Source organism: Paraburkholderia sp. BR13439 (assembly GCF_040948805.1).
GTDB lineage: Bacteria > Pseudomonadota > Gammaproteobacteria > Burkholderiales > Burkholderiaceae > Paraburkholderia > Paraburkholderia youngii.
The window spans coordinates 480,894-506,007 of the sequence record NZ_JBFPKN010000001.1 but is presented as its reverse complement, the minus strand read 5'-3'; the positions used below and the strand labels follow the sequence as shown (position 1 = coordinate 506,007).

Here is a 25,114-nt window from a genome sequence, read left to right as displayed (position 1 = left end):
CTTTGCGTGCGCTGCCTGCCCGTCATTGCGCGGCGACCAGCGCCTGCGAGCCGAGCCACGTGGCGATCTGCGCGACGAGATCGTCGCTGGCCGCGGCGAGCGCCCGCGCGCCGCCGGCCGCATCCGCCGAATGCGCGGGCGCGTGCGCGACAAAGGTGTTCTGGGCGAGCACCTTGCCGCCCTGCATCAGCGTGGCGCGCGCGGTGATCGCGCCGTGGCTGTCGGTCGGGCTGGCGAACACCTGCTCGAACTCGGTCAGATCGACCCGCAGCACCGGCGCGCTCACGCCGTCCGCGCCCGTCAGCACGGTGCCGCGCTCGCTCAGCGCGTTGCGCAGGCGCTGCGTCAGCAGTTGCGACGGCATCATCGTCCAGTGGCTGTTGGCGTAGGCGGCCGTCTGCTGCGCATCGGCGTAGCTCAGCCGATACGTCAGCCGGTCCGATTCGAGCACGGACGGCGCGCTGACCTCGAGCACCTTGACGGCCGCCAGCCGGCTCGCGGCGGCGGCCTGCGGCGGCGGTCCGAAGTCGTAGCGGACGTCCGACACGACCGCGGACGTGCCCGCGCAGCCCGCCGCCAGCACGCCGAACGCAAGCAGCGCCGCAAGCGCGGCGCGCGAGGACAACAGTCGGTGAATCGAGCGTGACATGGGCATCTTCCTCTGTTCTAGCCTGCGAATTTAGTGGGCTGCGGGGGTTGCGGGCGTGGCGGCGGGCCACGCGAAGCCGGCCTCGCCCGGACCCGGCGCCGCGCGCGGCGCGCCGAACAGCACGCTGCGCGGATTGGTATTGAAGGTGTCGGCGGCGCGATCGATCGATTGCGCCGCCGAGCGCACGTCCTCGGTCAGCGAATTGACGCGCGGCAGCGTCTCGAAGCCGACCCGCGCGGACAGGTCCTGCAGCGATGTGTTCATCTGCGTGAGCGCATCGCCCGCCTGCTGCGCGGCCGTGCCGACCTTGTTCAGATTGCGCTCGAGGGGTCCGTCCGGACGGTTCAGGCCGGTGATCATCTGGTTGGTCGACGCGAGCGTGTGGTTCAGCTGGTCGATCGTGCCGGGCAGCTTGCTGGCGACCGGCGCCATCTCACGAGTCAGCGTCGCGACGCCCGAAGCCGCCTGCGCGATGCTCGCCGCCGTCTCGTGCAGCTGTTCGACCATTTCCGGCGAGAGCATGTCGTTCACGCTGTCGGTGACTTTTTCGAGCTTGCGCAGCAGCACGTCGCCGCGCTGCTGCAACTGGTCGAACAGACCGGGGCGCATCGGCAATTGCGCGACCTGGTGCGCCGACGAGTGCAGCGGCGTCAGGTCGCGCCCGGTATCGTCGAGCTGGACGAACGCGATGCCGGTCACGCCCTGTAAGCCGAGGCTGCCGAACGTCGAATGCGTGATCGGCGCGTGCTCGTCGACCATGATGCGGATCAGGATCTGCCCCGGATGTGTCGGATCGAACTTGATCGACTGTACGCGGCCGACGTCGAGGCCGCGAAAGCGCACCGCCGCGTCCGCAAAGAGGCCGGTCACGTTGGTGCGCGCGATCAGGTCGTACGGCACTCGCACGGTGCGGTCGACATTGAACAGATACACGGTCAGCGCGATCGCCGCCGTCAGCACGACCGTAAAGAGCCCGGCCCAGAACGCATGCGCTTTGTTTTCCATGGTCAGTTTTCCTGATTCATAGCGGCCCGCTTGATGGCGGCCGGCCTCACAGCGACAACTCGGACGACGCCGGCTCGAGCGCCGCCTGCGGCAGCTTCGCGCGGCGCTCGGGCGGCAGCGCCTGGAGCGCGCGGCGCCCGCGCAGGCCGAGGAAATATTCGCGGATGAACGGATGGTCGACGCCCGCGGCCTCCTCGACCGGCGCGTTGACGAGCACTTTCCGATCGGCGAGCACGGCCACGCGCGTCGACAGCGCGACCATCGTGTCGAGATCGTGCGTGATCATCACGACCGTCAGACCCAGCGCGCGATGCAGCCCCGAGATCAGCTCGACGAATTCGTCGGACGCCTGCGGATCGAGGCCGGCGGTCGGTTCGTCGAGGAACAGCAGTTCGGGTTCGAGCGCGATCGCGCGCGCGATGCCGACCCGCTTGATCATGCCGCCCGACAGCGCCGACGGCATCTTCGACGCGTGCTTGCACGGCAGTCCGACCATTTCGAGCTTCAGCATCACGATGTCGCGCAGCAGGTCTTCGGGCACCTTGCCGAGCTCGCGCACCGGTTGCGCGACGTTGTCGAACACGGACAGCGACGAGAACAGCGCGCCGCGCTGGAACAGCATGCCGGAGCGGCTGCGCATCAGCAGCGCGGTCTCGGGCGAGATCGTGGCGAGGTCTTCGCCGAACAGCTTGATCGTGCCCCGCGACGGCCGCTCGAGGCCGAGAATCTGCCGCACCAGCGTGGTCTTGCCCGAGCCCGAGCCGCCGACGATCGACACGATCTCGCCGCGCCGCACGTCGAGGCTCAGATGCTGATGCACGATGTTGCGGCCGTAGCGCTTGGTGATGTCGATCACCTCGATCACCGGCTCGGCGATCGACGGTACGGGCTGGCCGCGTACGGCCTCGGTTAGTGGCGCGATCATCCGAGCCCCACGTTCTGAAAGAGGATCGCGAACACCGCGTCCGCGAGAATCACGATGGTGATCGACGTGACCACCGAGGTCGTCGTGCCTTCGCCGAGACTCTGCGAATTGGCCTTGATACGGAAGCCGAAATGACAGCCGGCGATCGCGATCAGCATGCCGAACACCGCGCCCTTGCCAAGGCCGATCCACAGGTTCGCGATCGGCACGACGACGGGCAGCTGCCGCGCAAAGAAGCTCATGTCGATGCCGAGCACGAGCTTCGCCGCGAGCGCACCGCCCGTCAACGAGATCACGTTGGTCCACATCACGAGCAGCGGCATCGCGACGGCCAGTGCGATCACGCGCGGCAGGATCAGCCGCAAGCCGTGCGGGATGCCCATCACGCGCATCGCGTCGAGCTCCTCGGTCACGCGCATCACGCCGATCTGCGCGGTGATCGCCGAGCCCGAGCGGCCCGCCACCAGAATCGCCGACAAGACCGGGCCGAGTTCCCGAATCACCGCGAGGCCGAGAATATTGACGATAAACTGGTTCGCGCCAAAGATGCGCAATTGCTGTGCCGACAGATAGCTCAACACGATGCCGATCAGGAACGCGACGAGCGCGGTGATCGGCAGCGCGCGGGCGCCGGCGTTGTAGATGTTCGCGGAGATTTCGGTCCACGGCGTGAGTTTCGGTTTGCGCACGATCGCGAGCAGATCGAGCACGAAGCGCCCGAGCATCGTGACGCCGCCCTGCATGTGCTCGACGAACGAGAAGATGCCAAGGCCGAGACGCGTGAAGGGATCGAAGCGCGTGACCGGCTCGGCGCTCTCGCGCACCGTGTCGAGCAGCGCGATGCGCTCGAAGATGTCGCGCTGCGTGTCCGTGAGCGCGGTGCCCGGCGGCAATTTGCGGCCCCATACGCGCCACAGGGCCTGGCCGCCGACGTGGTCCATGCTGTCGACGCGCGACAGGTCCCACCCGCCGATGCCCTGCGCGCCGGTCAGCGAACGCAGTTGCGGAATCACGTGCCCGGTGTCGCGATCGCGCGCGAGCGCGAGCGCCGTCCACTGGCCCGAGAGACGGACGATCTTGCCTTGGCTGCCGGCCGCGACTTCAAGGCCGGGCGGAGTGTCGTAGTTCAAGGATCGCGTGAATCTGGTTATCGGATTAGCGGCCATTGTAACGAAGGCTCGGCCGCCGGTCCGCCAGGATGTGCATCGATCCGCGTCGCCTCCTCGCCGGTCGGCATTCGAGTCCCAGCCGGGTTTGCTGTGGCTACAATACGAGGCATGAATGCCTCCAAGACTCCCGCCTCTCCGCCCGCTGCGGCAAGCGCGGCCGCGGCCTCGTCGTCGGCTTCGGCCGACTGGCGCATCGATCGCGAGCGCGCGGTCAAATTGTTCGGCGCGCATGCGCATGACTGGCCGATCGAAATCGTCGAAGAAACCGGTTCGACCAACGCCGATCTGATGGCCCACATCAAAGCACTACCGCGACACGCGAACGCGCTGCCGCGGCCGATCGTGCGCGTCGCGTACCTGCAGACCGCCGGGCGTGGCCGTCGTGGCCGGCCGTGGTACGCGGAGCCAGGCAACGCCCTGCTGTTTTCAGTCGCGTGCGTATTGCCGCGCCCGCTCGAAGGGCTCGCGGGCTTGAGCCTCGCGGTGGGCGTCGCGCTCGTCGACGGGCTGCGCTCGCTGCCGGTCGCGGGTCCCGGACAGATCGCGCTGAAGTGGCCGAACGACGTGCTGCTCGAAGGCGACAAGCTCGCCGGCATCCTGATCGAAACCGCGTGGAGCACCGACGACGCGAGCGCGGTCGTGATCGGCATCGGCACCAACGTGAAGGGCGCCGACGAACTCGCGGCGAAGGTCGGCGCGCTGAACGCCGAGGTATCGCCGCAGGCGCGCGGCACCGTGCCGACCGCGTTGCAGCGCGCGCTGCCGAACGCGAATCTGACCGATACGCTGGCCGCCGAATTGAACGCGCTCGAACCGATGCTGCAGCGCTTCGGCGCTGAAGGCTTCGCACCGTTCCAGGGTCGCTGGAACGGAGTGCATGCATACGCGGGCCGCGATGTAGTGCTGCTCGAGCAGGGTCAAGAACTCGCGCGCGGCGTGGCGGCGGGCGTCGACGAACGCGGCCAGTTGCTGCTCGATACGGCCGAAGGCCGCCGGAGCATCGCGACCGGCGACGTGTCGCTGCGCCTCGCCGACGGTGCCGCATGACGCAGCGCGCGCCTTATCTGCTGATCGACGCGGGCAATAGCCGGATCAAGTGGGCGCTGGTGCAGCCGGACGGGACGCAGTTGGCGAGCGGTGCGCTCGCGCATCACGACATTGCCGGGCCACGCACGCAATCTGCTTCGCAAACCGGTTGGGCCGACTTGCAAGCGCCCTGCGGCGCGTGGCTCTCCAACGTCGCGGGCACGCAGATGGCGACGCACATCGCCGCGCTCGTCGAAGCGTACTGGCCGCAACTGCCGCTCGCGACGATCCGCGCGAGCGCTCATCAATGCGGCGTGACCAATTGCTATACGACACCGCGCTCGCTCGGTAGCGACCGCTGGTGCGGCTTGATCGGCGCGCACGCGGCCTTTCCCGGCGAACATCTGCTGCTCGCGACCTTCGGCACCGCGACGACGCTCGAGGCGTTGCGTGCGGACGGCGCGTTCATCGGCGGATTGATTGCGCCGGGCTGGACGCTGATGATGCGCTCGCTCGGTGAGCACACCGCACAACTGCCGACGCTCGACGCCAAGTATGCGCGCGGTCTGCTCGGCGGGGCCGCTACAGCCGACGCGGCACGACGCGGTCCGTTTTTCGCAACGGATACGCCGCGCTCGCTGTCAGCGGGCTGCACGCTGGCGCAGGCCGGATTGATCGAGCGGATGTGGCGGGATCTGCAGGATGAATGGCAAGTGCCGGTGCGTCTCGTGGTCAGCGGCGGCGCCGCCGACGAAGTGGCGAGCGCGCTGAAAGTGCCGCATACTCGCCACGATTCGCTGGTGCTGTCGGGGCTCGCGCTGATCGCCGCCGAGGATACGGCGCGCCAAAGCGGCTGAATGCCTGCCGGGCGGGTGCGGCCGAGTTGCGCCCTCAGACCCCGCGCTCAACTTCTTTCTGGATTGGAAACACCCACGATGCTTCGCTGGCCGATTGCCATTCTGATTGTTGTCAACGTGCTGGCTTTCGTCGCGCTGCGTGGCGCCTTCGGCCCGATGCCCACCGCCAGCGGACGCGAGCCGAATCATCTGAACCGCCAGATTCATCCGAACTGGCTGAAGGTGCGCCCGGTCAGCGCCGCCGATGCGGCCGATCAGGCAGCGGTCGGCGCACCCGCACCGCAGGCACAGATTTCGACATCGGAGTTGCCGCAGTAATCGGCCGAGCGACGCGGTCGATTAGACGCTCGGCATTGCGCCGCGCGTTCGCGCGGCAACACGCAGCATCAATCCTGCGTGCGCACCTTCTTCAACAGCGCGGTCGTCGAGCGATCGTGCTCGAACGCGATCGCGAGCGCCTTGCCGCCCCAACCGCGCACGAGCGCCGATTCGGGTAGCGCGTCCATGTCGTAGTCGCCGCCCTTCACGAGCACGTCCGGGCGCAGCGCGGAAATCAGCTCGACCGGCGTTTTCTCGCCGAAGCCCACCACGTAGTCGACGCTTTCCAGCGCCGCGAGCAAGGCCATGCGGTCAGCCTCGTTGTTGATCGGCCGGTCGTCGCCTTTGCCGAGCATCCGGACCGATGCGTCGCTATTCACACCGACGATCAGGCACGCGCCCAACGCCTTCGCGTCGGCCAGATAGGTGACGTGACCGCGATGCAGGATATCGAACACGCCGTTCGTGAATACGACGGGCGCGCGCAGCGAAGGACGCAGCTTCACCAGGGCATCGCGCGTCAGAATCTTGCGTTCAAAGATGGCGGTCATCGCACGGTCACAGAGTTGGGGAGTTGCGAAGTTGCGGGAAGAGGAATGCCGGGTGCCGCCACGATACATGCTGGGCGGCTCGAAGCAAAACGGTCCGGCAAGCTCACGCCTGCCGGACCGCCATTTGAAACGGTGCTGACACCGCCCGAGCCGTTACGCCGGTTGCTGCTGCGCCGGGCTTTGTTCAGCGGCTTGCAGACGCGCGACCACTTCCTTGCGATAACGGTTCAGTTCCTGCGCGGTGGTGAACGTGCGTTCGAACAGCAGCGACAGGTTGTGCAGAATGCGCTCGACGACCTTCTTTTCCCAGCCGTCGTCGAAACGGATCTGCTCGTCGAGCCAGCGCTCGAGCCATTCCGGATCCGGCAGACGCGACTGGATCGTGTCGCGCGGGAACAGCGCCTGGTTCACGTGCAGGTTGGTGGGGTGCAGCGGCTTTTCGGTGCGACGCGCCGACGCCATCAGCACGCCGATCTTGGCGAACGCGGCACGCGCGATGTCGCCGGTTTGCGCCATCGCCTTCTTCATGTAGCGCAGATACGCGCCGCCGTGGCGCGCTTCGTCGCGCGAGATGGTTTCGTAGATGTGCTTGATGACCGGCTCGGTGTGCCATTCGGCGGCGCGGCGATACCAGTGATTCAGGCGAATTTCGCCGCAGAAGTGCAGCATCAGCGTTTCGAGCGGCGGCGCGGGATCGAACTCGAAGCGCACCGCGTGCAGTTCCTCTTCGGTCGGGACCAGTTCCGGCTTGAAGCGGCGCAGGTATTCCATCAGCACCAGCGAGTGTTTCTGCTCCTCGAAGAACCAGACGCTCATGAATGCGGAGAAATCGCTGTCGTGATGATTGTCACGCAGAAACATTTCCGTGGCGGGCAACGCCGACCATTCGGTGATCGCGTTCATCTTGATCGTCGCGGCCTGCTCGTCGGTCAACAGCGATGCATCGAATTTGTCCCAGGGAATGTCCTTCTCCATGTCCCATCGAACGGATTCGAGCGATTTATAAAGTTCCGGATAAAGCATGGTGTTCATAGTCCCACCCCTGTTCTGCACATACTGTGTGTGTCTGTTGCTGCTACGTGTAGCCGTTTTCACCTGTGGCGAACGGACATGCCGTTTATCGGCCAAGCATTCAATTTTACGCGTTAACCGGCCGCCCAGAAGCATCGGGCAGCAAAGAAGTCCGGTCTGTTGTATTGGCGCCTGGAGCGTGAATCAGGCGCCGCGGCCAACCGTGGGTGAGGAATACCCTTTGCCTGAGGTCGAGCCAGTCCGGGTCGACAACCGCACCGTCCAGCCCTCCACCGGTAGCGCCGGCGGCGAATGACGAGAGAGCGGCGGGATTGGTTGTTCTCGGCGCACGCCCCAAAGCCAGATCAAGCTTGCACGATGATAGCACGCGCCTCCGGCGAAACCCGTGACAGAAGCGGTGCGAGCGCGCTATGGCATTGACTTCTCTCAATAAAGTCGGCAATTCGCGCGGCAGGAAATCGCCGGCGTTGGCATACGGCAAAAAGGTAGGCGATGGCTTGTCTCGTCATCGGGCACTGATTCGCGGGGGCGAGAGGTGATGCAAGCGCGGACCTGAGCGCCCCTGCTTTTGATTGCTTGCGCAGTCGCACGGTGTGAGCGTGTCGCCCGCACCGCCTGCTCACGTCGACTTTTTCTGCGTTGCTGCGCTCGCGCCCTCGCCGGACGCGCGTTTGGCCGATGTCGCGGCGCGCTTCGCGGCCGGCCGTTTGGCGGCGGGCTTCGCGCTTCGCGCACCGGTGCCCGACGGATTGCCTCCCGACGGATTGCCTCCCGACGGATCGCCGCCCGACGGATCGTCGCCCGACGCGTCCGCAGCTTTCGACGACTCCGGCTTGCCCTGCGTGCCCCCGCCCGCCGCCGCGACCGCGACGGACGGCTGCGTCATCGCGAACTGCGCGATCTGATTGAACTGCGATTGCAGCAGATTCCACCACGCGGATGCATCGAAACCGGGTGCCGCCGGCGCTCCCTCGTCGTCTTTGTCGGCTGGAGGGGCGCTTTCGGGCGCGGGCTCAGCGGGCTTCGTCCAGCTCGGCGCCGGCGCGGGGCTCGGAGCGGGGCTCGGTGCGTCAGTCGCGGCCGCACCCGTTGCAGCTGCCGCCGCCTGCGACATCGAGGTCTGTGCGAACGCGCCGAACGCGCGCAGCGTCGCGAGCGTCGCGCGCTGCACTTCGAGCGCCTGGATCGCCGACTGCAGCATGCTCAGATTCAGCTTCAGCCATTGCTCGACCGCGCGCATGTCGGTGATGCGCTTGTCGAGCTCCTCGACGCTCGTGAGCGGCGCCATCATGTCGGACATCATCGACAGCGACGGACTCGTGCCGCCACCCGGCTGCGCGCCCGTCATGGCGGCGCCGAACGGTGACAGCCGAATCATGCTCCACATCCGATCGAGCATTTCAGCGGGCGGAAAACCGGGAAAGCCGGGAAAGGGCGGCGCGGAGCCAGTGGTGTCGGTCATGGTTGTCGCCTCGGTGCTGGATGACAGGTAGAGCGCGCGATGCCGCGCGCGTTGATTCGATCATACCGTTTGAGGTATGACATCACGATGGTTCGTCGTGACGCGGACGGCCCGCGCCAAAATCCGGCGCGCGCCGCTCGCGCAACGAGCTCAAGCCCTCGCGCACATCGGGCCCCGCGAAGCCCATGAACTCCAGCGCGAGCGACGTATCGAACGCCGGCCCCGCCGTGCGCAGCCAGTTGTTCAGCGCGTACTTGGTCCAGCGGATGGAGGTCTGCGACCCGTCGGCGAGCTTGCGCGCGACCTCGAACGCCTTCGGCAGCAGCGCGCTTTCGTCGACCGCGAGCGACACGAGCCCGATGCGCTCCGCCTCTTCGCCGCTCACCGGCTCGCACAGCAGCAGGTAGTACTTCGCCTTCGCCATGCCGCACAGGAGCGGCCAGACGATCGCCGCATGGTCGCCCGCGGCGACGCCGAGACGCGTATGTCCGTCGATGATGCGCGCCGTCTTCGCCGCGATCGAGATATCGGCGAGCAGCCCCGCGACGAGCCCCGCGCCGACCGCGGGCCCGTGCATCGCCGACACGATCGGCTTGCCGCAGTTGATCACGTTGTAGACGAGGTCGCGCGCTTCGCGCCACACCCGCGTGCGCACCTCGAAATCGTTCGCCATGTCCTCGACGAGCTGCAGATCGCCGCCGGCCGAAAAGCCCTTGCCCTCGCCGCGAATGATCGCGACGCGCGTGTCGGGATCGCGATCGATGTCGCGCCAGATTTCCGCGAGCTCGTAATGCATGCGTGCGTCCGCGGTCGCGAGGCCGCTTTTATTCGCGCCCTCGCCGCTCATCACGACTTCGAGCACGCCGTGCGGATGACGCTGCAAACGCAGCGACTGGTAGTGCGCGTAGTACGCATCGTTCGGTTGCGATGACTGAGTCATGGTGAGCAGTCCGTAGGTGATTCGTTCAGTCGCGCGCGGAACGTCGCGACCCGTTCAATGCGGCTGATAAAGCCACTTGCCATTAGTGATTTCGACCATCACGCGCGCGCGCTGATCGAGCCCGAGATGATCGGCCGCGCTCATGTTGACGACGCCGTTGGTATCCGCGAGACCGCGGGTTCCTTCGAGCGCATCGCGCAGCGCGCGGCGAAACGCCGGCGTGCCTGGCGCACCGCTCTTCAACGCAAGCGGAATTGCGTGCTCGAGCAACGCGTCCGCGTCCGAGGTGTACGAACCGAACGCCGACACGCTGCCCGCGCCGTGCTGCGCCTCGAAGCGCGCGATGTATTCGAGCGCGAGGCGCCTGGCCGGATGATCGGCCGGCAATTGCGCGGCGACCAGCACCGGGCTCGCGGGCAGGTAAGTGCCGTTGCAATCGGCTCCGCACACGCGCAGGAAGTCGTTATTGCCGACGCCGTGGTTGTGATAGATGACGCCTTTGTAGCCGCGCTCGCGCAGCGTTTTCGGCGGCAGCGCGGCAGGTGTGCCGGCCGCGCCGACCACCACCGCGTCGGGGTGAGTCGCGAGAATCTTCAGCACCTGGCCGGTCACGCTCGGATCGGTGCGATTGAAGCGCTCGCTCGCGACCACGTCGATGTGATGCAACTGCGCGAACTTCGCGACCTCGGCGTAGAAGGTCTCGCCGAGCGCGTCGGCCTGGCCGATGAACGCGATCGTCTTCACGCCGTGTCCGCTCGCATGCTCGGCGATCGCCGAGGCCATCATCGCGTCGGTCTGCGGCGTCTTGAAGACCCAGCGACGTTTCGCATCGACCGGTTCGATGATTTTCGCGGACGACGCGAGCGAGATCATCGGCGTTTCGCCCTCGGCGACGACGTCGATCATCGCGAGCGAGTTCGGCGTGATCGACGAGCCGATGATCGCGTCGACGTGGTTCTCGCTGATCAGCTTCTTGGTGTCCTGCACCGCCTGGGTCGTGTCCGATGCATCGTCGAGCACGATGTACTCGACGTTCTGCCCGCCGATCTGTTTGGGCAGCAGCGCGACGGTGTCGCGCGCGGGAATGCCGAGCGATGCGGCCGGTCCGGTCAGCGACAACACGAGACCGATCTTCACCTGCGCGAACGATGTCAGCGGCAACGCGCAGACGAGCGCGGCGCACAGCGTCGCGGCGCGCCGCGCGAAGCGCCGGCCGCGTTGATACGAGCCGCGCGCGCTCGTGCGCGCTTGAACGAGTGACGCATCAGCGCGTCGATGTCCAGCTGCGGGGAAGTTCAATCGCGGCATGCTGTCTCCTCACGTCGGGATTTTCGTTGTGATGTATTGCCGATGTGCTACCGATCCGTTGCTGCACGCTTTATGACATTCGCACCGTCCCAGCCGGCGCGCCAGTCAGTGTAGCCGCGCGCGCGGGCGGTGGCATCGGGCGAAACCCTTTCGCACATCTCGCCGCGTCAACGCATCGCCGCGTGAGCGCCGCGCTTCATTCGAGCGGCGCGATGCTCTGCTCGATCGCACCGAAAATCGACTTGCCCGCGTCGTCGAACATTTCGATCTTCACGGTGTCGCCGTACTTCATGAACTCCGTTTGCGGCGCGCCGTGCTCGATCGTTTCGAGGCAGCGCTTCTCCGCGATACAGCAGTAGCCGCGCTTCGCGTCCTTGTTCGACACCGTGCCCGAACCGACGATCGAACCAGCCCGCAGATTGCGCGTTTTCGCCGCATGGGCGATCAGCTGACCGAAGTGAAACACCATATCGGTGCCCGCGTCGGGCTGGCCGACTTTCCTGCCGTTCCAGTGGACGATCATCGGCCGATGCACGCGGCCTTCGCGCCAGTGTTCGCCGAGCTCGTCGGGCGTCACCGCGACCGGCGCGAACGACGTGGCCGGCTTGCTCTCGAAAAAGCCGAAGCCCTTCGCGAGTTCGGCGGGGATCAGATTGCGCAATGACACGTCGTTGACGAGCGCAACCAGCCGCACGCCGCGCAGCGCCTGCTCGGGCGTCGCGCCCATCGGCACGTCACCGGTGATGACCGCGACTTCGGCCTCGAAGTCGATGCCGTACTGTTCCGATGCGCACACGATGTCGTCGCGCGGGCCGATGAAGTCGTCGCTGCCGCCCTGGTACATCAGCGGGTCGGTCCAGAATTCGGGCGGCATTTCCGCGCCGCGTGCGCGCCGCACGAGTTCGACATGGTTCACGTACGATGAACCGTCGGCCCACTGGAACGCGCGCGGCAACGGCGCCATGCACTCTTTAGCGTCGAACGAAAAGCTGTTGCGCGCGCGGCCCTGGTTCAGCGCATCGTAGAGGTCGTGCAGTTGCGGCGCATAGAAGGCCCAGTCGTCGAGCACGCGCTGCAGCGTGGGCGCGATCGCGTCGGCGATGGCCGCCGTGTGCAGGTCGCGGGACACGACGATCAGTTGACCGTCGCGCGTGCCGTCCTTTAGCGAGGCAAGTTTCATAGAGCTGTGAACCGTGTATTAGTGACGATGGAAGGAATCTATTCTACGATGGTGAATCGGCGCGGCCCAAGATGTGCGTGTTCTTCGTCGTTGTCACTGTCACCACCGCCGTTACGCGCCTTTTACGATTACCGAACGCGCTGCCCGCGCCTTTTGCAAATGTCCGCCAACGCCCGCTCCGGCACGATCCGCACCCGCACCGACCCCGCGTCCGCCGACGAACTGCCCGACCCCGCCGATGCCACCAACGCAACCGGTGTCGAAGACGAAGCTGGTGAACCCGGCGAAGAAAAACTGCGCTCAGGCATCCAATCGATCGAGGTCGGGTTCAGGCTGCTCGACGTGCTGACCCACGAGCCGCGCGCAATGATGCTGCGCGATCTCGCGCAGCGCGCGGGCATGAGTCCGGCGAAGGCGCATCGCTATCTGGTCAGCTTTCTGCGTCTCGGCGTGGTCGCGCAAGACCCGCTGTCCGGCCGCTACGAACTCGGCGGCTTCGCTTTGCAGCTGGGGCTCGCGCGGCTTGCGCGGGTCGACGGTGTGAAGCTCGCGCGCATCGCGCTCGCCGAGTTGCGCGACCAGCTCGATCTAACGGTCGGCATCGCCGTGTGGGGCAATCAGGGGCCGACGATGGTGCACTGGATGGAGTCGAGCTATCCGGCCAAGGCATCGTTGAAACTCGGCGACGTGATGCCCTTGCTAAGTTCCGCGACAGGCCTGCTGTTCGCCGCCTACCTGCCATCCGGCAAGACCGAGGCGATGATCGAGCGCGAGCTGGCCGACTCGCGGCGTTCGTCGCATAGCGGCGCGCCGCGCACCCGCGAAGACGTCGACAATGTGCTCGCCGAGGTGCGCGAGCACGAGGCCGCGCGAGTCGAAGGCATGCTGCTGCCGACGATCCACGCGTTTTCGATGCCGGTGTTCGATTCGACCGGCGAACTCGCACTCGCTCTCGTCGCGCTCGGCCATGAAGGCGGGTTCGATATCCGCTGGGGTGGCGAGATCGATACCGCGCTGCGCGAATGCGCGCGCAAGCTGTCGTACGAACTCGGCTATAGCGCGATCCCGCGTAGCGACAACGGTTGATACGCGCCAGTCCTTTCAAGCTCTCACAGATTCAAGCGCCGATGGATTTTGCTTCCGCCAACCGCCGTGGTGATCGCCTTCCCGCTTTGGGCAGCGGGCCAGGACGCGGGGCGCGCGCGGGACGCTGGATCGCGGTGCTCGTGGTCGTGGCGGTCTTGCACTGGATCGCGGCGCAATGGTTCGAGCGCAATCGCGTGGATCTGAATCCGGCGAATCACGAGCATGTGCCGGTGCAGGTCGCGCTGCTGACGCCCGAGAGGGTCGAGCGTCAACCGGCGCCAAAGCCGGCCGCGCCGGCACCGCACCCACCCGCGCCCACACGCAAGCCCCCGGCGCGCCCGCCGCACGAGCAGCATGTGTTGAGCGCGTTGCAGCCGGCCAAGCCGAACGAGCCTGCGGCCACGCCGGCATCGGAGGTCGCGGCAAGCGCGCCGCCCGCCGCCGCGAGCGCGAATGCGCCGGTCAATGCCAATGCCAGCGGCGCCGCGGCGAGTGCCGCTGGCGCGGCCAGCGCGCCGCAGGCGTCGCAGGGCGTGAAGTTTTCGGTGCCGCCATCGGCCGAACTCGACTACGACACGTTCTACAACGGCGTGCGCAACGCGCCTGGCACGATCCATTGGGCGAGCAATGGGCAAGGCTACGAAATGGTCGTATCGGTGCCGCTGCCGTTCGTCGGTCCGTTCGTGTTTTCGAGCCACGGAGGGATCGACGCGTTTGGCCTCGCGCCGGCGCAGTACAGCGAAAAGCGTGGCCGTCGCGCGGAAGACATCGCGATCTTCAATCGCAGCGACAGGAAGATTGGCTTCACGCGCACGCCCGCCTCGCTGCCGTTGCCCGACGGCGCGCAGGACCGCTTCAGCGTCGTGATGCAGCTCGCAAGCCTCGTGCGCGGCGAACCGGACGCCTATAAGCCCGGCGTGACGCGACAGTTTTTCGTCGTCGATTCCGATAGCGGCGAGAACTGGCCGATCGAAACGATCGGCGACGAAACGATCCGCGCGGCACAGGGCTACCTGCAGACGCGTCATTTCAAACGTCTGCCGCGGCACGATGGCGACCAGCGCCGCATCGACGTGTGGCTCGCGCCGTCGCTCGGCTGGCTGCCCGCGCGCATTCTGCAGACGGAGCCGAACGGTACCCAGTTCGAGCTGGTGTGGCGCGGCAAGCTAAATGTCGATGGGGCGTCGGCGGTGGATGCCTCGCCCTCAGCCCCCTCAGCCCCCTCCGCCACGAGCCCTGCGCCGGCGCCGGCCGACGCATCGGCAGTAACGCCCGAGCCCGCCCCCGCCGCAGCGGTCGATTCAACCGCTCCAACAATCATCAAACCGTGACACTTGTCGTGACACAGTGTCACCAGCAGAACTGCTCAAGATCGGCGAAACTTACTTTGCAGCACTGACTCGCACGTCAATGGAGCCTCCGTTTGCGCGAACGGGGCGACCCACCGCGTTTTTTCACTGCGTTTCCTTCAAAGGAGTCTGCATGCAAGTGAACATCAACGGTATCGAAACACGCTACGTGCTGAGCAACGAAGGCGGCGGCCCGTGGCTCACGTTCATCCATCAGCTGGGCGGCGATCTTTCCATCTGGGATCAGATGGCCGGCTATTTCCGCGACGATTACACAGTGCTGCGCTACGACGTGCGCGGCCACGGCCACAGCGCGGTCGCGCGCGAGCCGTTCACCATGCGCGATCTGGCCGACGATCTCGCCAAACTGCTCGATGCGCTCGGCGCGCCGACGACTCACCTGGTCGGCCTGTCGCTCGGCGGCATGATCGCGCAGCAATTCGCGCTCGACCATCCATCGCGCCTCGACACGCTGACGATCGCCGACAGCACCGGCGGCACTCCGCCCGAAAACCGCGAGTTGTGGAATCAGCGCGCCCACACCGCTCGCAGCGACGGCATGGAGGCGCTGCTGCCGTCGACGATCGCGCGTTGGCTCACACCCGACTTTCAGGCCGCGCATCCCGAAGCGGTCGAGCCGATCCGTGAGGCATTTGCGCGCACCCCGCCGGAAGGCTTCGCGATGGCCTGCGAGGCGCTGCGCGACTTCGACCTGCGCGGCAAGCACGGCGCGATCCGCGTGCCGACGCTGACGGTGGCCGGACGTCACGACACGGGCACGCCCCCTGCTGCTACGCAGGCGATAGCGGAGGCGATCGAGGGCGCCCGCTTCGAGTTGCTGGATGCCGCGCATCTCGCGCCCGTCGAGCAATCTCACCGTTTTGCCGCGTTGCTTGAATCGTTTCTGGAGCGGCGAGTCTAACCGTCAGGTCCGGAGTTTTTTTACTTGCGTCGTCCGGACCCACCCCTTGAATTCCATCCCCCATGCTCCACCTATGTTGCAGAAAAGGGCGGGAGCCCAACGGAAATAAGGAGTGTCGCCATGCAAATGATCTATAACAGCCCTAACTACTGTGTCGTCGAGTTTCCTCCGCAGGAAGGTCAGCTGGCCATGAAGTCGGGCGGCTACGAGATTGTTGACAAGAACATGCAGCGCGAAATCTACATCGACGGTGCAATGGCGGCGCGTTTTCGCGAGCATGTGCAAAAGCTGATCGAAGGCGAGCCGACGCTCGACGAGGTCGACGAATTCCTCGGTCAATTCGACAGCTTGATGCACCAACCCGTTGTTCTGCATTGACCGGAGGGGTTTAGCTGGCGCTCAGGCGACATCGATCGACCGTACCGCGGGCTTGTCCGACGGGTTCCATCTTGCGGTCGACGGCAACGAAAACGGCCCGGCAGGCTTTGGCTTGCCGGGCTATTTTTTATTGCTTCATCTGTTAGCTCGTTCTGAATTGCTGACGCGGCACATTCGTATCGGTCGATTTTGCCGGTCGCGCCTCAAACCCGCCTCCCGCCCGCCGGGCGCATCCGCGCCGCAGCGGCTACAATGACAGGCTTTCCGCCAATGCCGGCGCAAGCCCTCGTCCGCCATGACCCAGCCTGCTCAATCCGTCACGCCAGTCCGTTCCGAGCCCGCCTATACCCGCGGCGCAGCGCTGCCCGCGCTGCTGAACTCGCGCATCCTGATCCTGGACGGCGCGATGGGCACGATGATCCAGCGCTACAAGCTCGACGAAGCCAGCTATCGCGGCGAGCGCTTCAAGGACTACGCGCGCGACATCAAGGGCAACAACGAACTGCTGTCGATCACCCAGCCGCAGATCATCTCCGAGATTCACGAGCAGTATCTGGCGGCGGGCGCGGACATCATCGAGACCAACACGTTCGGTGCGACCACGGTCGCCCAAGCCGACTACGGCATGGAGTCGCTCGCCGTCGAGATGAACCTCGAATCGGCGAAGCTCGCGCGCGCCGCGTGCGATAAGTACGCGACGCTGGACAAGCCGCGCTTCGTCGCCGGCGCAATCGGCCCGACGCCGAAAACCGCCAGCATCTCGCCGGACGTCAACGATCCCGGCGCGCGCAATGTGACCTTCGACGAACTGCGCACCGCGTACTACGAGCAGGCGAAAGCGCTGCTCGACGGCGGCGCGGACCTGTTCCTCGTCGAGACGATCTTCGACACGCTGAACGCGAAAGCCGCGCTGTTCGCGCTCGACGAACTGTTCGAAAATACCGGCGAGCGTCTGCCGATCATGATCTCGGGCACCGTCACCGATGCCTCAGGCCGCATTCTGTCCGGCCAGACCGTCGAGGCCTTCTGGAACTCGCTGCGTCACGCGAAGCCGCTCACGTTCGGCCTGAACTGCGCGCTCGGCGCGGCGCTGATGCGTCCGTACATCGCCGAGCTCGCCAAGCTGTGCGACACCTACGTCTCGTGCTATCCGAACGCCGGTCTGCCGAATCCGATGAGCGACACCGGCTTCGACGAATTGCCCGCGGATACCTCGGGCCTGCTGAAGGAATTCGCCGAAGCGGGGCTCGTGAACATCGCGGGCGGCTGCTGCGGCACGACGCCCGAGCACATCGCGGCGATCGCGAAGGCGCTCGCCGAGCTGAAGCCGCGCAAGTGGCCGAGCCAGTATCGCGACGCGGCCTGAGCCGGCCTCACGCACTTCACCCCGACGCCCAGCACGCCCTGCACGCCCCTTAACGCACGCACCCGACTCGTACATACGCCATGACCGACCACACCATGCGCCTTAGCGGCCTCGAGCCGTTCAACGTCACGTCCGGGACGCTCTTCATCAACGTTGGCGAACGCACTAACGTGACCGGCTCGAAAGCGTTCGCGCGAATGATCCTGAACAATCAGTTCGACGAGGCGTTGGCCGTCGCGCGCCAGCAGGTCGAGAACGGCGCGCAGGTCATCGACATCAACATGGACGAGGCGATGCTCGATTCGAAAGCGGCGATGGTGCGCTTCATGAATCTGATCGCGTCGGAGCCGGACATCGCGCGCGTGCCGATCATGATCGACTCGTCGAAGTGGGACGTGATCGAGGCGGGGCTCAAATGCGTGCAGGGCAAGGCGATCGTCAATTCGATCTCGCTAAAGGAAGGCAAGGAGCAGTTCGTTCACCACGCGAAGCTGATTCGGCGCTACGGCGCGGCCAGCGTCGTGATGGCCTTCGACGAACAGGGCCAGGCCGATACGTTCGCGCGCAAGAAGGAAATCTGCCGGCGCTCGTACGAGATACTCGTCAACGAAGTCGGCTTCCCGCCCGAAGACATCATCTTCGATCCGAACATCTTCGCGATCGCGACCGGCATCGAGGAGCACAACAACTACGCGGTCGACTTCATCGAGGCGACGCGTTGGATCAAGCAGAACCTGCCGTACGCGAAGGTGAGCGGCGGCGTGTCGAACGTGTCGTTCTCGTTTCGCGGCAACGACCCGGTGCGCGAGGCGATTCACACCGTGTTCCTCTATCACGCGATCCAGGCGGGGATGGACATGGGCATCGTCAACGCCGGTCAGCTCGGCGTCTATGCCGAGCTCGATCCCGAACTGCGCGAGCGCGTCGAAGACGTCGTGCTGAATCGCCGTGAAGACGGTACCGACCGTCTGCTCGAAATCGCCGACAAGTTCAAGAGCGGCGCCGCGAAGAAGGAAGAGAACCTCGAGTGGCGCAACCAGCCGGTCGAAAAGCGTCTCGCGCACGCGCTCGTGAGCGGCATCACGACCTTCATCGTCGAAGACACCGAGGAAGTGCGCGCGAAGATCGCCGCCGAGGGCGGCCGTCCGATCAATGTGATCGAAGGCCCGCTGATGGACGGCATGAACATCGTCGGCGACCTGTTCGGTCAGGGCAAGATGTTCCTGCCGCAGGTCGTGAAGTCGGCGCGCGTGATGAAGCAGGCGGTCGCGCATCTGATCCCCTTCATCGAGGAAGAAAAGCGCCAGCTCGCGGCGGCCGGCGGCGATGTGCGCGCGAAGGGCAAGATCATCATCGCGACCGTCAAGGGCGACGTGCACGACATCGGTAAGAACATCGTGTCGGTCGTCCTCCAGTGCAACAACTTCGAAGTGGTCAACATGGGCGTGATGGTCCCGTGCAATGAGATCCTCGCGAAGGCGAAAGTCGAGGGCGCGGACATCGTCGGGCTGTCGGGCCTGATTACGCCGAGTCTCGAAGAGATGGCCTACGTCGCGTCGGAAATGCAGCGCGACGACTACTTCCGCGTGAAGAAGATTCCGCTGCTGATCGGCGGCGCGACCACCTCGCGCGTGCACACCGCGGTGAAGATCGCGCCGCAGTACGAGGGTCCGGTGGTCTACGTGCCGGACGCATCGCGCTCGGTGTCGGTCGCCTCGAGCCTGCTGTCCGACGAGGGCGCCGCGAAGTACATCGACGAACTGAACGCCGATTACAACCGCATCCGCGATCAGCACGCGAACAAAAAAGCGCAGCCGATGGTCACACTCGCCGAAGCGCGCGCCAACAAGACGAAGATCGACTGGGCGGGCTATCAGCCGGTCAAGCCGAAGTTCATCGGCCGGCGCGTGTTCAAGAACTTCGATCTGAACGAACTCGCGAACTATATCGACTGGGGTCCGTTCTTCCAGACGTGGGATCTCGCCGGCCCGTATCCGGCGATCCTCAACGACGAGATCGTCGGCGAATCGGCGCGACGCGTGTTCTCCGACGGCAAGTCGATGCTCGCGCGTCTGATTCAGGGCCGCTGGCTGCAGGCCAACGGCGTGATCACGCTGTTGCCGGCCAACACGGTGAACGACGACGACATCGAAATCTACACGGACGAATCGCGCAGCGAAGTCGCGCTGACGTGGCGCAACCTGCGTCAACAGAGCGTACGGCCGGTGGTCGACGGGGTGATGCGACCGAACCGGTCGCTCGCCGACTTCATCGCGCCGAAGGACTCGGGCGTCGCCGACTACATCGGCATGTTCGCGGTGACGGCGGGTCTTGGCGTCGACGCGAAGGAGAAGCAGTTCGAGAAGGATCTCGATGACTACAGCGCGATCATGCTGAAGGCGCTCGCGGACCGGCTCGCCGAAGCGTTCGCCGAAGCGATGCACGCGCGTGTGCGGCGCGACCTGTGGGGCTACGCGAGCAGCGAAAACCTCTCAAACGACGAGCTGATCGCCGAAAAATACCGCGGCATCCGCCCGGCGCCGGGCTACCCGGCCTGCCCCGACCATCTCGTCAAGCGAGACATGTTCGACGTGCTGCAAGCGAATGAAATCGGCATGAGCGTGACCGAATCGCTGGCGATGCTGCCGGCGGCGAGCGTCTCGGGCTTCTACCTCGCGCATCCGGACAGCACCTATTTCTCGGTCGGCAAGATCGGCGCGGATCAGCTCGACGACTACGCGCAGCGGATGTCGCTCTCGAAAGCGGACGCCGAGCGCGCGTTGGCGCCGTTGCTTTGAGCGTGAAGCGATGCGCGGCCCGGGCCGCGCATGCGCCACTATATCGAGTCCGAAAGACTGAATATTTGGCGCCACGGCAATTTCGGCTTTGTAGACTGAGTCGGCTTTCATCCCCTCAGGCGCGAGCACAACGCGCCGGCTCACCGAGATTGCAACCGTCAACGGAGAAAATCGTATGAAGAAGCTGACACTGTTATTGACCGCTGTTTCACTGGCCGCCGGAGCTTCCGTGGCGCTCGCGCAGCCCGCCGCGCCGGGGGGATCGAGCTCGGTCAGCTCCTACTCGCCCCCCACCGAGGCGCATGTCAAAAAGGCGAAGAAGCAAAAGATGAAGAAAGGCGCGGCAGCGTCGGCGGCCTCCGAGAGCCAATGAGCGGCACGGCGGATAAAACCTTCTGAATGGCAAAGAGCCCGCGTCGAGCGGGCTCTTTTCTTTGGTGCGCCAAAAGAGCGCTTACGGAGACCTTCTGAGTCCGGGCCGCGGCGCTCGGGACCCGCCAGAAATCAGATCCCCCAGACGATATCCGCGTTTTCCTTCTGCGCCGCGCGCAGCATGTCGAGGAACGGATACGCGCGCTGCGCGAGACCGGGCGGAATCTCGTGACGATCACGGCCGTCCTCGCCCTCGTGGAAATGGCCCTCGTGCTCGGCGCGCTCCTGCTTATCGGATGTGATCGCCGCTTCGAGCTTTTCAATGGCCGGGCCCAGTTCGTCGTGAGTGATGACGCCCCGCTGCCCAAGGCGTTTGCCGACAATGCCGACCAGATACTGCGCCAGATTCTCCAGCATCATCACGTCCGGGCAGGCGTGGCACTTGAAAGTAATCAGCATGACTGTTCCCTTTTTCGTTATGTCGGGTGAGCGCACGAGCGTCCCAAGGGCTGCAACTGCGCGCGCCTGACGTGGCGCCGGCAAGGCGCGGCGGCCACACCCTCGCGGGCAGCTCATTGAACATATTAGCACCTGCTAAAATCCGTCTGAACGGAAAAGCGCGCCGCCCAGCGCCACGTACGGCGCGGCTCGACGAGCATCGCGCACGCGGGCAACCGGGGGCGTCGAATCATCGGCCGCAATCCGCATACCGCGCGAGCCTGCGTAACGGCAAGCCGCCGTGCGGAGTCCACCGCGTTGCGCGGCTTGCGTTGCGGGTCGTCGCATCGCCTGGGGACGCTGTGCCGGCGGCGCAGCCATCACGGCCGCAAAGCGCGGCCGCGCTCCACGCTTGCGACACCGGCCGCGGCCGGCGCCTCTTCCGCCTTACCGGATTGCCTCACTGGACTTGCAACAAGCATGCTGCCCGCACATAAACACACACTCGAAACACTGCTCGCCGACACGGTGAAGCAGGTCGCGACCGCCACGCAAGGCGCGACCGAAGCCGCTTTCGTCTCGCCCGCCATCGCGCTGGAGCGCCCGAAAGTCGCCGCGCACGGCGACGTCGCGTGCAACGTCGCGATGCAGCTCGCCAAGCCGCTGCGCGCCAATCCGCGCCAGCTCGCGCAACAGATCGTCGACGCGCTGCTCGTCAATCCGCAGGCCAAAGGCCTGATCGATACTGCCGAAGTGGCGGGCCCCGGCTTCATCAACCTGCGCCTCACGGCCGCCGCCAAGCAAGGCGTGATCGCCGCCGTGTTCGCCGAGAAGGATGCGTACGGCCGCTCGCGGCGCGACGCCGGCAAGCATGTGCTGATCGAGTTCGTGTCGGCCAACCCGACCGGCCCGCTGCACGTCGGCCACGGCCGCCAGGCCGCGCTCGGCGACGCGCTTGCGCACGTGCTCCAGTCGCAAGGCTGGGACGTGCATCGCGAGTTCTACTACAACGACGCCGGCGTGCAGATCAACACGCTCGCGCTGTCGACCCAGGCACGCGCACGCGGCCTCGCCCCCGGCGACGAAGGCTGGCCCGCGTCGGCCTACAACGGCGAGTACATCGCCGACATCGCCAAGGACTATCTGAACGGCATCACGGTCGAGGCGAGCGACGGCGAGCCGGTCACCGGCGCGCGCGACGTCGAGGACCTCGAGGCAATCCGCCGCTTCGCCGTCACGTATCTGCGTCGTGAGCAGGACATGGATTTGCAGGCGTTCGGCGTGAAGTTCGACCAGTACTACCTGGAATCGTCGCTGTACACGGAAGGCCGCGTGGAGAAAACCGTCGACGCGCTGATTGCCGCAGGCAAGACTTACGAGCAGGAAGGCGCGCTGTGGCTGCGCACGACCGACGACGGCGACGACAAGGACCGCGTGATGCGCAAGACCGACGGCACCTACACGTACTTCGTGCCGGACGTCGCCTATCACGTCGCGAAGTGGGAGCGCGGCTTCACGAAGGTCATCAACGTGCAGGGCTCGGATCACCACGGCACGATCGCGCGCGTGCGCGCCGGTCTGCAGGGTCTCGGCATCGGCATTCCGAAGGGCTACCCCGACTACATCCTGCACAAGATGGTCACGGTCATGCGCAACGGCGAAGAGGTGAAGATCTCGAAGCGCGCGGGCAGCTACGTGACGGTGCGCGACCTGATCGAATGGTCGGGTGGCGCGATGCCGGGCTCGGAAGCGGCCGTCGATCTGATCGACGAGGAAACCATCCGCCGCGGCCGCGACGCGGTGCGCTTCTTCCTGATCTCGCGCAAGGCGGACACCGAGTTCGTGTTCGACATCGACCTCGCGCTGAAGCAGAACGACGAGAATCCGGTGCACTACGTGCAGTATGCGCACGCGCGCATCTGCTCGGTGATCGCCGAATGCAACGCGCGCTACGGCCTCGACGAAAGCGCACTGCCGAGCATCGATCTCGCGCCGCTCGCGAGCGAGCGCTCGATGGCGCTGCTCAACAAGCTCGCCGAATTCCCGGACATGCTGCAGCACGCCGCCGACGAACTCGCGCCGCACGCGGTCGCGTTCTACTTGCGAGAACTCGCCGGCGAATTTCACTCGTTCTACAATGATCGTGCCGAGCGCGTGCTGGTCGACGATGCGGCCGAACGCAACGCTCGCGTCGCGCTGCTCGCGGCCACGCGCCAGGTGCTGGCCAACGGTCTCGCGACGATCGGCGTCTCCGCTCCCGTCAAGATGTAACTCCTCCAGCGTAATATGCGCGCGGCCGTCGTTATAATCGGCGGCCGTTCCTGGATTCTTTTTGCAGGTGATTCGTACGATGGCAAAACCACGCCGCACAACAAAGCAATCGAAGCAAACCGGGGGCACTTTTCTCGGCATCGTGCTGGGCCTGATCGTCGGCCTGGCGATCGCGGTGGTGGTGGCGCTGTATATCACCCGTGCGCCTACGCCGTTCGTGTCGAAGGTCGCGCCACCGGCGCCGACCGACAACGGCGCGAGCCAGGCGCAATACGATCCGAACCGTCCGCTGCAAGGCAAGACGCCGGGCCAGCCGGTGCCGCAGGCCGCGCAACCCGCGCCGCCGAACACCGCGCCGGGCCAGACCAACGCGCAGACCCAGTCGGGCATGCTCGAAGAACCGCAGATCGTCGAAGTCCCGCCGTCGGGCGGCAACGCGAATAACAACGGTACGGCGGTCGCGCCGAACCCCGCGCAGGAAAACGGCACCGGCGGCATCGTCGCGCCCGCGCCGGCGAAGAAGCCGCAGACCTCGAGCGCGCCGGCCGCCACCGCGGCAGGCTCCGCGCCGAAGAGCACGAGCGCGACCACCCTGGCCAACGTCAAGCCTGGCTCGGCTGCCGCGCCCGCGCCCGCACCTGCACCCGGCGACGCGAACACCGGCTACTTCCTGCAGGTCGGCGCGTACAAGACCGCCGCCGACGCCGAACAGCAGCGCGCGCGCCTCGCGTTCCAGGGCTTCGAATCGAAGGTCACGCAGCGCGATGCCGGCGGCGTCACGTACTACCGCGTGCGCATCGGGCCGTTCTCGAAGTTCGAGGACATGAATTCGAGCCGTCAGCGTCTGTCGGACGCGGGTGTCGATACCGCGGTGATCCGCTTCACCAAACAATAAATAAACGGTAATGCCGGCCCGCGCGGCGCGTCGAACTATCGGCGCGCCGCGCGTGTCACAAGCACGATGGCCGCTTCGACCTGTATTGTGGCGGGCCACCACACCGAATCCCATCAGCGGTGACGGGCCTTTCGCATGGCGTCGCCGCGCTACTGCCTTATCTGGGTCTACACGACATGAAAAAACTGCTGAGCATCCTGTTCCTTTCGCTGGGCCTGATCGCGGCGAGCGCGCATGCATCGCCGAGCGCTCCGGTCGCCGGCAAGGACTACACCGTGCTGGCCTCGCCGCAACCTACCGACGTGCCGGCAGGCAAGATCGAAGTCATCGAATTCTTCTGGTACGGCTGCCCGCACTGCAATGAATTCAACCCGTTCCTCGAAGCATGGGTCAAGAAGCAGGCCCCGGACGTCGTGTTCCGCCGCGTGCCGGTCGCCTTCCGCGACGACTTCATCCCGCACTCGAAGATGTTCCACGCGCTCGACGCGCTCGGCCTCGCGAACGAACTGACGCCGAAGGTCTTCAACGAAATCCACGTCAACAAGAACTATCTGCTGACGCCGGAAGACCAGACCAAATTCCTGGCGAAGTTCGGCGTCGATCCGAAGAAGTACATGGAAGCGTACAACTCGTTCTCGACGCAAAGCGCGCTGCAGAAGGACAAGAAACTGCTCGACGGGTTCAAGATCGACGGCGTGCCGACGCTCGCCGTGCAGGGCAAGTATTTGACCGGCCCGGCCGCGACCGGCACCCTGCCGGGCACGATCCAGGTGCTCGACTACCTCGTCTCGCAAGTCCGCGCCAAAAAGATGTAATC

General features: G+C 65.7%; 23 protein-coding genes and 1 pseudogene. 13 read left to right on the top strand and 11 right to left on the bottom strand.

Annotation, left to right across the window (positions count from 1 at the left end; all coding sequences use genetic code 11):
* Window positions 1–22: 22 nt before the first annotated feature.
* The 4 genes from AB3X96_RS02325 to AB3X96_RS02310 are packed head-to-tail and all read right to left on the bottom strand — an operon-like array spanning window position 23 to window position 3,709.
* Window positions 23–649: an ABC-type transport auxiliary lipoprotein family protein gene (locus AB3X96_RS02325; RefSeq protein WP_368588443.1), complete on the bottom strand. Its 627-nt coding sequence runs from the start codon at window positions 647–649 to the stop codon at window positions 23–25.
* 30 nt (window positions 650–679) lie between these two features.
* On the bottom strand, window positions 680–1,654 hold the full coding sequence (locus AB3X96_RS02320; RefSeq protein WP_368588442.1) for an MlaD family protein: 975 nt from the start codon (window positions 1,652–1,654) through the stop codon (window positions 680–682).
* Between the two features lie 46 nt (window positions 1,655–1,700).
* Window positions 1,701–2,579 (bottom strand): ABC transporter ATP-binding protein, encoded by an 879-nt coding sequence (locus AB3X96_RS02315; protein WP_176385431.1) that lies wholly within the window; start codon window positions 2,577–2,579, stop codon window positions 1,701–1,703.
* Window positions 2,576–3,709, bottom strand: a complete 1,134-nt coding sequence (locus tag AB3X96_RS02310; protein WP_368588441.1) for an MlaE family ABC transporter permease — start codon at window positions 3,707–3,709, stop codon at window positions 2,576–2,578. Before AB3X96_RS02310 ends, AB3X96_RS02315 begins: the two co-directional genes overlap by 4 nt.
* 147 nt (window positions 3,710–3,856) lie before the next feature.
* Between AB3X96_RS02310 and AB3X96_RS02305 the strand changes: the two genes are divergently transcribed.
* The 3 genes from AB3X96_RS02305 to AB3X96_RS02295 all read left to right on the top strand — a co-directional run bounded on the left by AB3X96_RS02305 (window position 3,857) and on the right by AB3X96_RS02295 (window position 5,949).
* Window positions 3,857–4,795, top strand: a complete 939-nt coding sequence (locus AB3X96_RS02305; RefSeq protein WP_368588440.1) for a biotin--[acetyl-CoA-carboxylase] ligase — start codon at window positions 3,857–3,859, stop codon at window positions 4,793–4,795.
* The gene (locus tag AB3X96_RS02300; protein ID WP_368588439.1) at window positions 4,792–5,631 is read left to right on the top strand and encodes a type III pantothenate kinase; all 840 of its coding nucleotides are present in this window, start codon (window positions 4,792–4,794) and stop codon (window positions 5,629–5,631) included. Before AB3X96_RS02305 ends, AB3X96_RS02300 begins: the two co-directional genes overlap by 4 nt.
* Before the next feature lie 78 nt (window positions 5,632–5,709).
* Window positions 5,710–5,949, top strand: coding sequence for a hypothetical protein (locus tag AB3X96_RS02295; protein ID WP_368588438.1), 240 nt, complete (start codon window positions 5,710–5,712; stop codon window positions 5,947–5,949).
* A 68-nt stretch (window positions 5,950–6,017) separates the two neighbouring features.
* On the opposite strand, the gene rfaE2 is transcribed toward AB3X96_RS02295, so the two are convergent.
* The 6 genes from rfaE2 to AB3X96_RS02265 all read right to left on the bottom strand — a co-directional run bounded on the left by rfaE2 (window position 6,018) and on the right by AB3X96_RS02265 (window position 12,422).
* Complete coding sequence (gene rfaE2 / locus AB3X96_RS02290) at window positions 6,018–6,500, bottom strand: D-glycero-beta-D-manno-heptose 1-phosphate adenylyltransferase (RefSeq protein WP_176109690.1); 483 nt, start codon at window positions 6,498–6,500, stop codon at window positions 6,018–6,020.
* Window positions 6,501–6,653: 153 nt separating this feature from the next.
* Window positions 6,654–7,532, bottom strand: coding sequence for a ferritin (locus AB3X96_RS02285; RefSeq protein ID WP_013088232.1), 879 nt, complete (start codon window positions 7,530–7,532; stop codon window positions 6,654–6,656).
* Between the two features lie 619 nt (window positions 7,533–8,151).
* Complete coding sequence (locus AB3X96_RS02280) at window positions 8,152–8,994, bottom strand: PhaM family polyhydroxyalkanoate granule multifunctional regulatory protein (RefSeq protein WP_368588437.1); 843 nt, start codon at window positions 8,992–8,994, stop codon at window positions 8,152–8,154.
* Between the two features lie 82 nt (window positions 8,995–9,076).
* Complete coding sequence (locus AB3X96_RS02275; RefSeq protein ID WP_368588436.1) at window positions 9,077–9,934, bottom strand: enoyl-CoA hydratase/isomerase family protein; 858 nt, start codon at window positions 9,932–9,934, stop codon at window positions 9,077–9,079.
* A gap of 54 nt (window positions 9,935–9,988) precedes the next feature.
* Window positions 9,989–11,242, bottom strand: a complete 1,254-nt coding sequence (locus AB3X96_RS02270; RefSeq protein ID WP_176368332.1) for an ABC transporter substrate-binding protein — start codon at window positions 11,240–11,242, stop codon at window positions 9,989–9,991.
* Between the two features lie 196 nt (window positions 11,243–11,438).
* Entirely contained in the window at window positions 11,439–12,422 is a 984-nt protein-coding gene (locus AB3X96_RS02265) for a fumarylacetoacetate hydrolase family protein (protein ID WP_368588435.1), read from the bottom strand.
* A 159-nt stretch (window positions 12,423–12,581) separates the two neighbouring features.
* Between AB3X96_RS02265 and AB3X96_RS02260 the strand changes: the two genes are divergently transcribed.
* The 7 genes and pseudogenes from AB3X96_RS02260 (at window position 12,582) to AB3X96_RS02230 (ending at window position 20,694) form a co-directional block, all read left to right on the top strand.
* A complete protein-coding gene (locus tag AB3X96_RS02260) occupies window positions 12,582–13,508 on the top strand; it encodes an IclR family transcriptional regulator (protein WP_368588434.1) in 927 nt (308 codons plus the stop codon).
* Window positions 13,509–13,549: 41 nt separating this feature from the next.
* Entirely contained in the window at window positions 13,550–14,839 is a 1,290-nt protein-coding gene (locus tag AB3X96_RS02255; RefSeq protein ID WP_368588433.1) for a DUF3108 domain-containing protein, read from the top strand.
* Window positions 14,840–14,990: 151 nt separating this feature from the next.
* Complete coding sequence (gene pcaD, locus AB3X96_RS02250) at window positions 14,991–15,779, top strand: 3-oxoadipate enol-lactonase (protein ID WP_368588432.1); 789 nt, start codon at window positions 14,991–14,993, stop codon at window positions 15,777–15,779.
* Between the two features lie 120 nt (window positions 15,780–15,899).
* A complete protein-coding gene (locus AB3X96_RS02245; RefSeq protein WP_013088223.1) occupies window positions 15,900–16,157 on the top strand; it encodes a DUF3567 domain-containing protein in 258 nt (85 codons plus the stop codon).
* A gap of 295 nt (window positions 16,158–16,452) precedes the next feature.
* A complete protein-coding gene (locus AB3X96_RS02240) occupies window positions 16,453–17,523 on the top strand; it encodes a homocysteine S-methyltransferase family protein (RefSeq protein ID WP_368588431.1) in 1,071 nt (356 codons plus the stop codon).
* A 71-nt stretch (window positions 17,524–17,594) separates the two neighbouring features.
* Window positions 17,595–20,321 (top strand): annotated as a pseudogene (gene metH, locus AB3X96_RS02235) (methionine synthase); the annotation flags it as partial.
* A 175-nt stretch (window positions 20,322–20,496) separates the two neighbouring features.
* On the top strand, window positions 20,497–20,694 hold the full coding sequence (locus tag AB3X96_RS02230) for an acid-shock protein (RefSeq protein WP_368588430.1): 198 nt from the start codon (window positions 20,497–20,499) through the stop codon (window positions 20,692–20,694).
* Window positions 20,695–20,825: 131 nt separating this feature from the next.
* Here the strand turns inward: AB3X96_RS02230 and AB3X96_RS02225 are convergent, their stop codons facing one another.
* A complete protein-coding gene (locus tag AB3X96_RS02225) occupies window positions 20,826–21,152 on the bottom strand; it encodes a DUF1840 domain-containing protein (RefSeq protein ID WP_013088219.1) in 327 nt (108 codons plus the stop codon).
* Between the two features lie 459 nt (window positions 21,153–21,611).
* On the opposite strand from AB3X96_RS02225, the gene argS reads away from it, so the two are divergent.
* The 3 genes from argS to AB3X96_RS02210 all read left to right on the top strand — a co-directional run bounded on the left by argS (window position 21,612) and on the right by AB3X96_RS02210 (window position 25,112).
* A complete protein-coding gene (gene argS, locus AB3X96_RS02220) occupies window positions 21,612–23,402 on the top strand; it encodes an arginine--tRNA ligase (RefSeq protein WP_368588429.1) in 1,791 nt (596 codons plus the stop codon).
* A gap of 61 nt (window positions 23,403–23,463) precedes the next feature.
* On the top strand, window positions 23,464–24,297 hold the full coding sequence (locus AB3X96_RS02215; protein WP_368588428.1) for an SPOR domain-containing protein: 834 nt from the start codon (window positions 23,464–23,466) through the stop codon (window positions 24,295–24,297).
* Window positions 24,298–24,473: 176 nt separating this feature from the next.
* Window positions 24,474–25,112, top strand: coding sequence for a thiol:disulfide interchange protein DsbA/DsbL (locus AB3X96_RS02210; protein ID WP_368588427.1), 639 nt, complete (start codon window positions 24,474–24,476; stop codon window positions 25,110–25,112).
* The last annotated feature ends 2 nt before the right edge of the window (window positions 25,113–25,114 follow it).

What these genes read in the sequence shown, in the direction of transcription:
- pcaD (WP_368588432.1), top strand. Translation starts at nt 14,991, where the DNA reads ATGCAAGTGAACATCAACGGTATCGAAACACGCTACGTGCTGAGCAAC.
- AB3X96_RS02230 (WP_368588430.1), top strand. Translation starts at nt 20,497, where the DNA reads ATGAAGAAGCTGACACTGTTATTGACCGCTGTTTCACTGGCCGCCGGA.
- rfaE2 (WP_176109690.1), bottom strand. Translation starts at nt 6,500, where the DNA reads ATGACCGCCATCTTTGAACGCAAGATTCTGACGCGCGATGCCCTGGTG.
- AB3X96_RS02280 (WP_368588437.1), bottom strand. Translation starts at nt 8,994, where the DNA reads ATGACCGACACCACTGGCTCCGCGCCGCCCTTTCCCGGCTTTCCCGGT.
- AB3X96_RS02325 (WP_368588443.1), bottom strand. Translation starts at nt 649, where the DNA reads ATGTCACGCTCGATTCACCGACTGTTGTCCTCGCGCGCCGCGCTTGCG.
- AB3X96_RS02305 (WP_368588440.1), top strand. Translation starts at nt 3,857, where the DNA reads ATGAATGCCTCCAAGACTCCCGCCTCTCCGCCCGCTGCGGCAAGCGCG.
- AB3X96_RS02270 (WP_176368332.1), bottom strand. Translation starts at nt 11,242, where the DNA reads ATGCCGCGATTGAACTTCCCCGCAGCTGGACATCGACGCGCTGATGCG.
- AB3X96_RS02300 (WP_368588439.1), top strand. Translation starts at nt 4,792, where the DNA reads ATGACGCAGCGCGCGCCTTATCTGCTGATCGACGCGGGCAATAGCCGG.
- AB3X96_RS02265 (WP_368588435.1), bottom strand. Translation starts at nt 12,422, where the DNA reads ATGAAACTTGCCTCGCTAAAGGACGGCACGCGCGACGGTCAACTGATC.
- AB3X96_RS02245 (WP_013088223.1), top strand. Translation starts at nt 15,900, where the DNA reads ATGCAAATGATCTATAACAGCCCTAACTACTGTGTCGTCGAGTTTCCT.
- AB3X96_RS02285 (WP_013088232.1), bottom strand. Translation starts at nt 7,532, where the DNA reads ATGAACACCATGCTTTATCCGGAACTTTATAAATCGCTCGAATCCGTT.
- AB3X96_RS02295 (WP_368588438.1), top strand. Translation starts at nt 5,710, where the DNA reads ATGCTTCGCTGGCCGATTGCCATTCTGATTGTTGTCAACGTGCTGGCT.
- argS (WP_368588429.1), top strand. Translation starts at nt 21,612, where the DNA reads ATGCTGCCCGCACATAAACACACACTCGAAACACTGCTCGCCGACACG.
- AB3X96_RS02225 (WP_013088219.1), bottom strand. Translation starts at nt 21,152, where the DNA reads ATGCTGATTACTTTCAAGTGCCACGCCTGCCCGGACGTGATGATGCTG.
- AB3X96_RS02240 (WP_368588431.1), top strand. Translation starts at nt 16,453, where the DNA reads ATGACCCAGCCTGCTCAATCCGTCACGCCAGTCCGTTCCGAGCCCGCC.
- AB3X96_RS02320 (WP_368588442.1), bottom strand. Translation starts at nt 1,654, where the DNA reads ATGGAAAACAAAGCGCATGCGTTCTGGGCCGGGCTCTTTACGGTCGTG.
- AB3X96_RS02210 (WP_368588427.1), top strand. Translation starts at nt 24,474, where the DNA reads ATGAAAAAACTGCTGAGCATCCTGTTCCTTTCGCTGGGCCTGATCGCG.
- AB3X96_RS02260 (WP_368588434.1), top strand. Translation starts at nt 12,582, where the DNA reads ATGTCCGCCAACGCCCGCTCCGGCACGATCCGCACCCGCACCGACCCC.
- AB3X96_RS02275 (WP_368588436.1), bottom strand. Translation starts at nt 9,934, where the DNA reads ATGACTCAGTCATCGCAACCGAACGATGCGTACTACGCGCACTACCAG.
- AB3X96_RS02255 (WP_368588433.1), top strand. Translation starts at nt 13,550, where the DNA reads ATGGATTTTGCTTCCGCCAACCGCCGTGGTGATCGCCTTCCCGCTTTG.
- AB3X96_RS02315 (WP_176385431.1), bottom strand. Translation starts at nt 2,579, where the DNA reads ATGATCGCGCCACTAACCGAGGCCGTACGCGGCCAGCCCGTACCGTCG.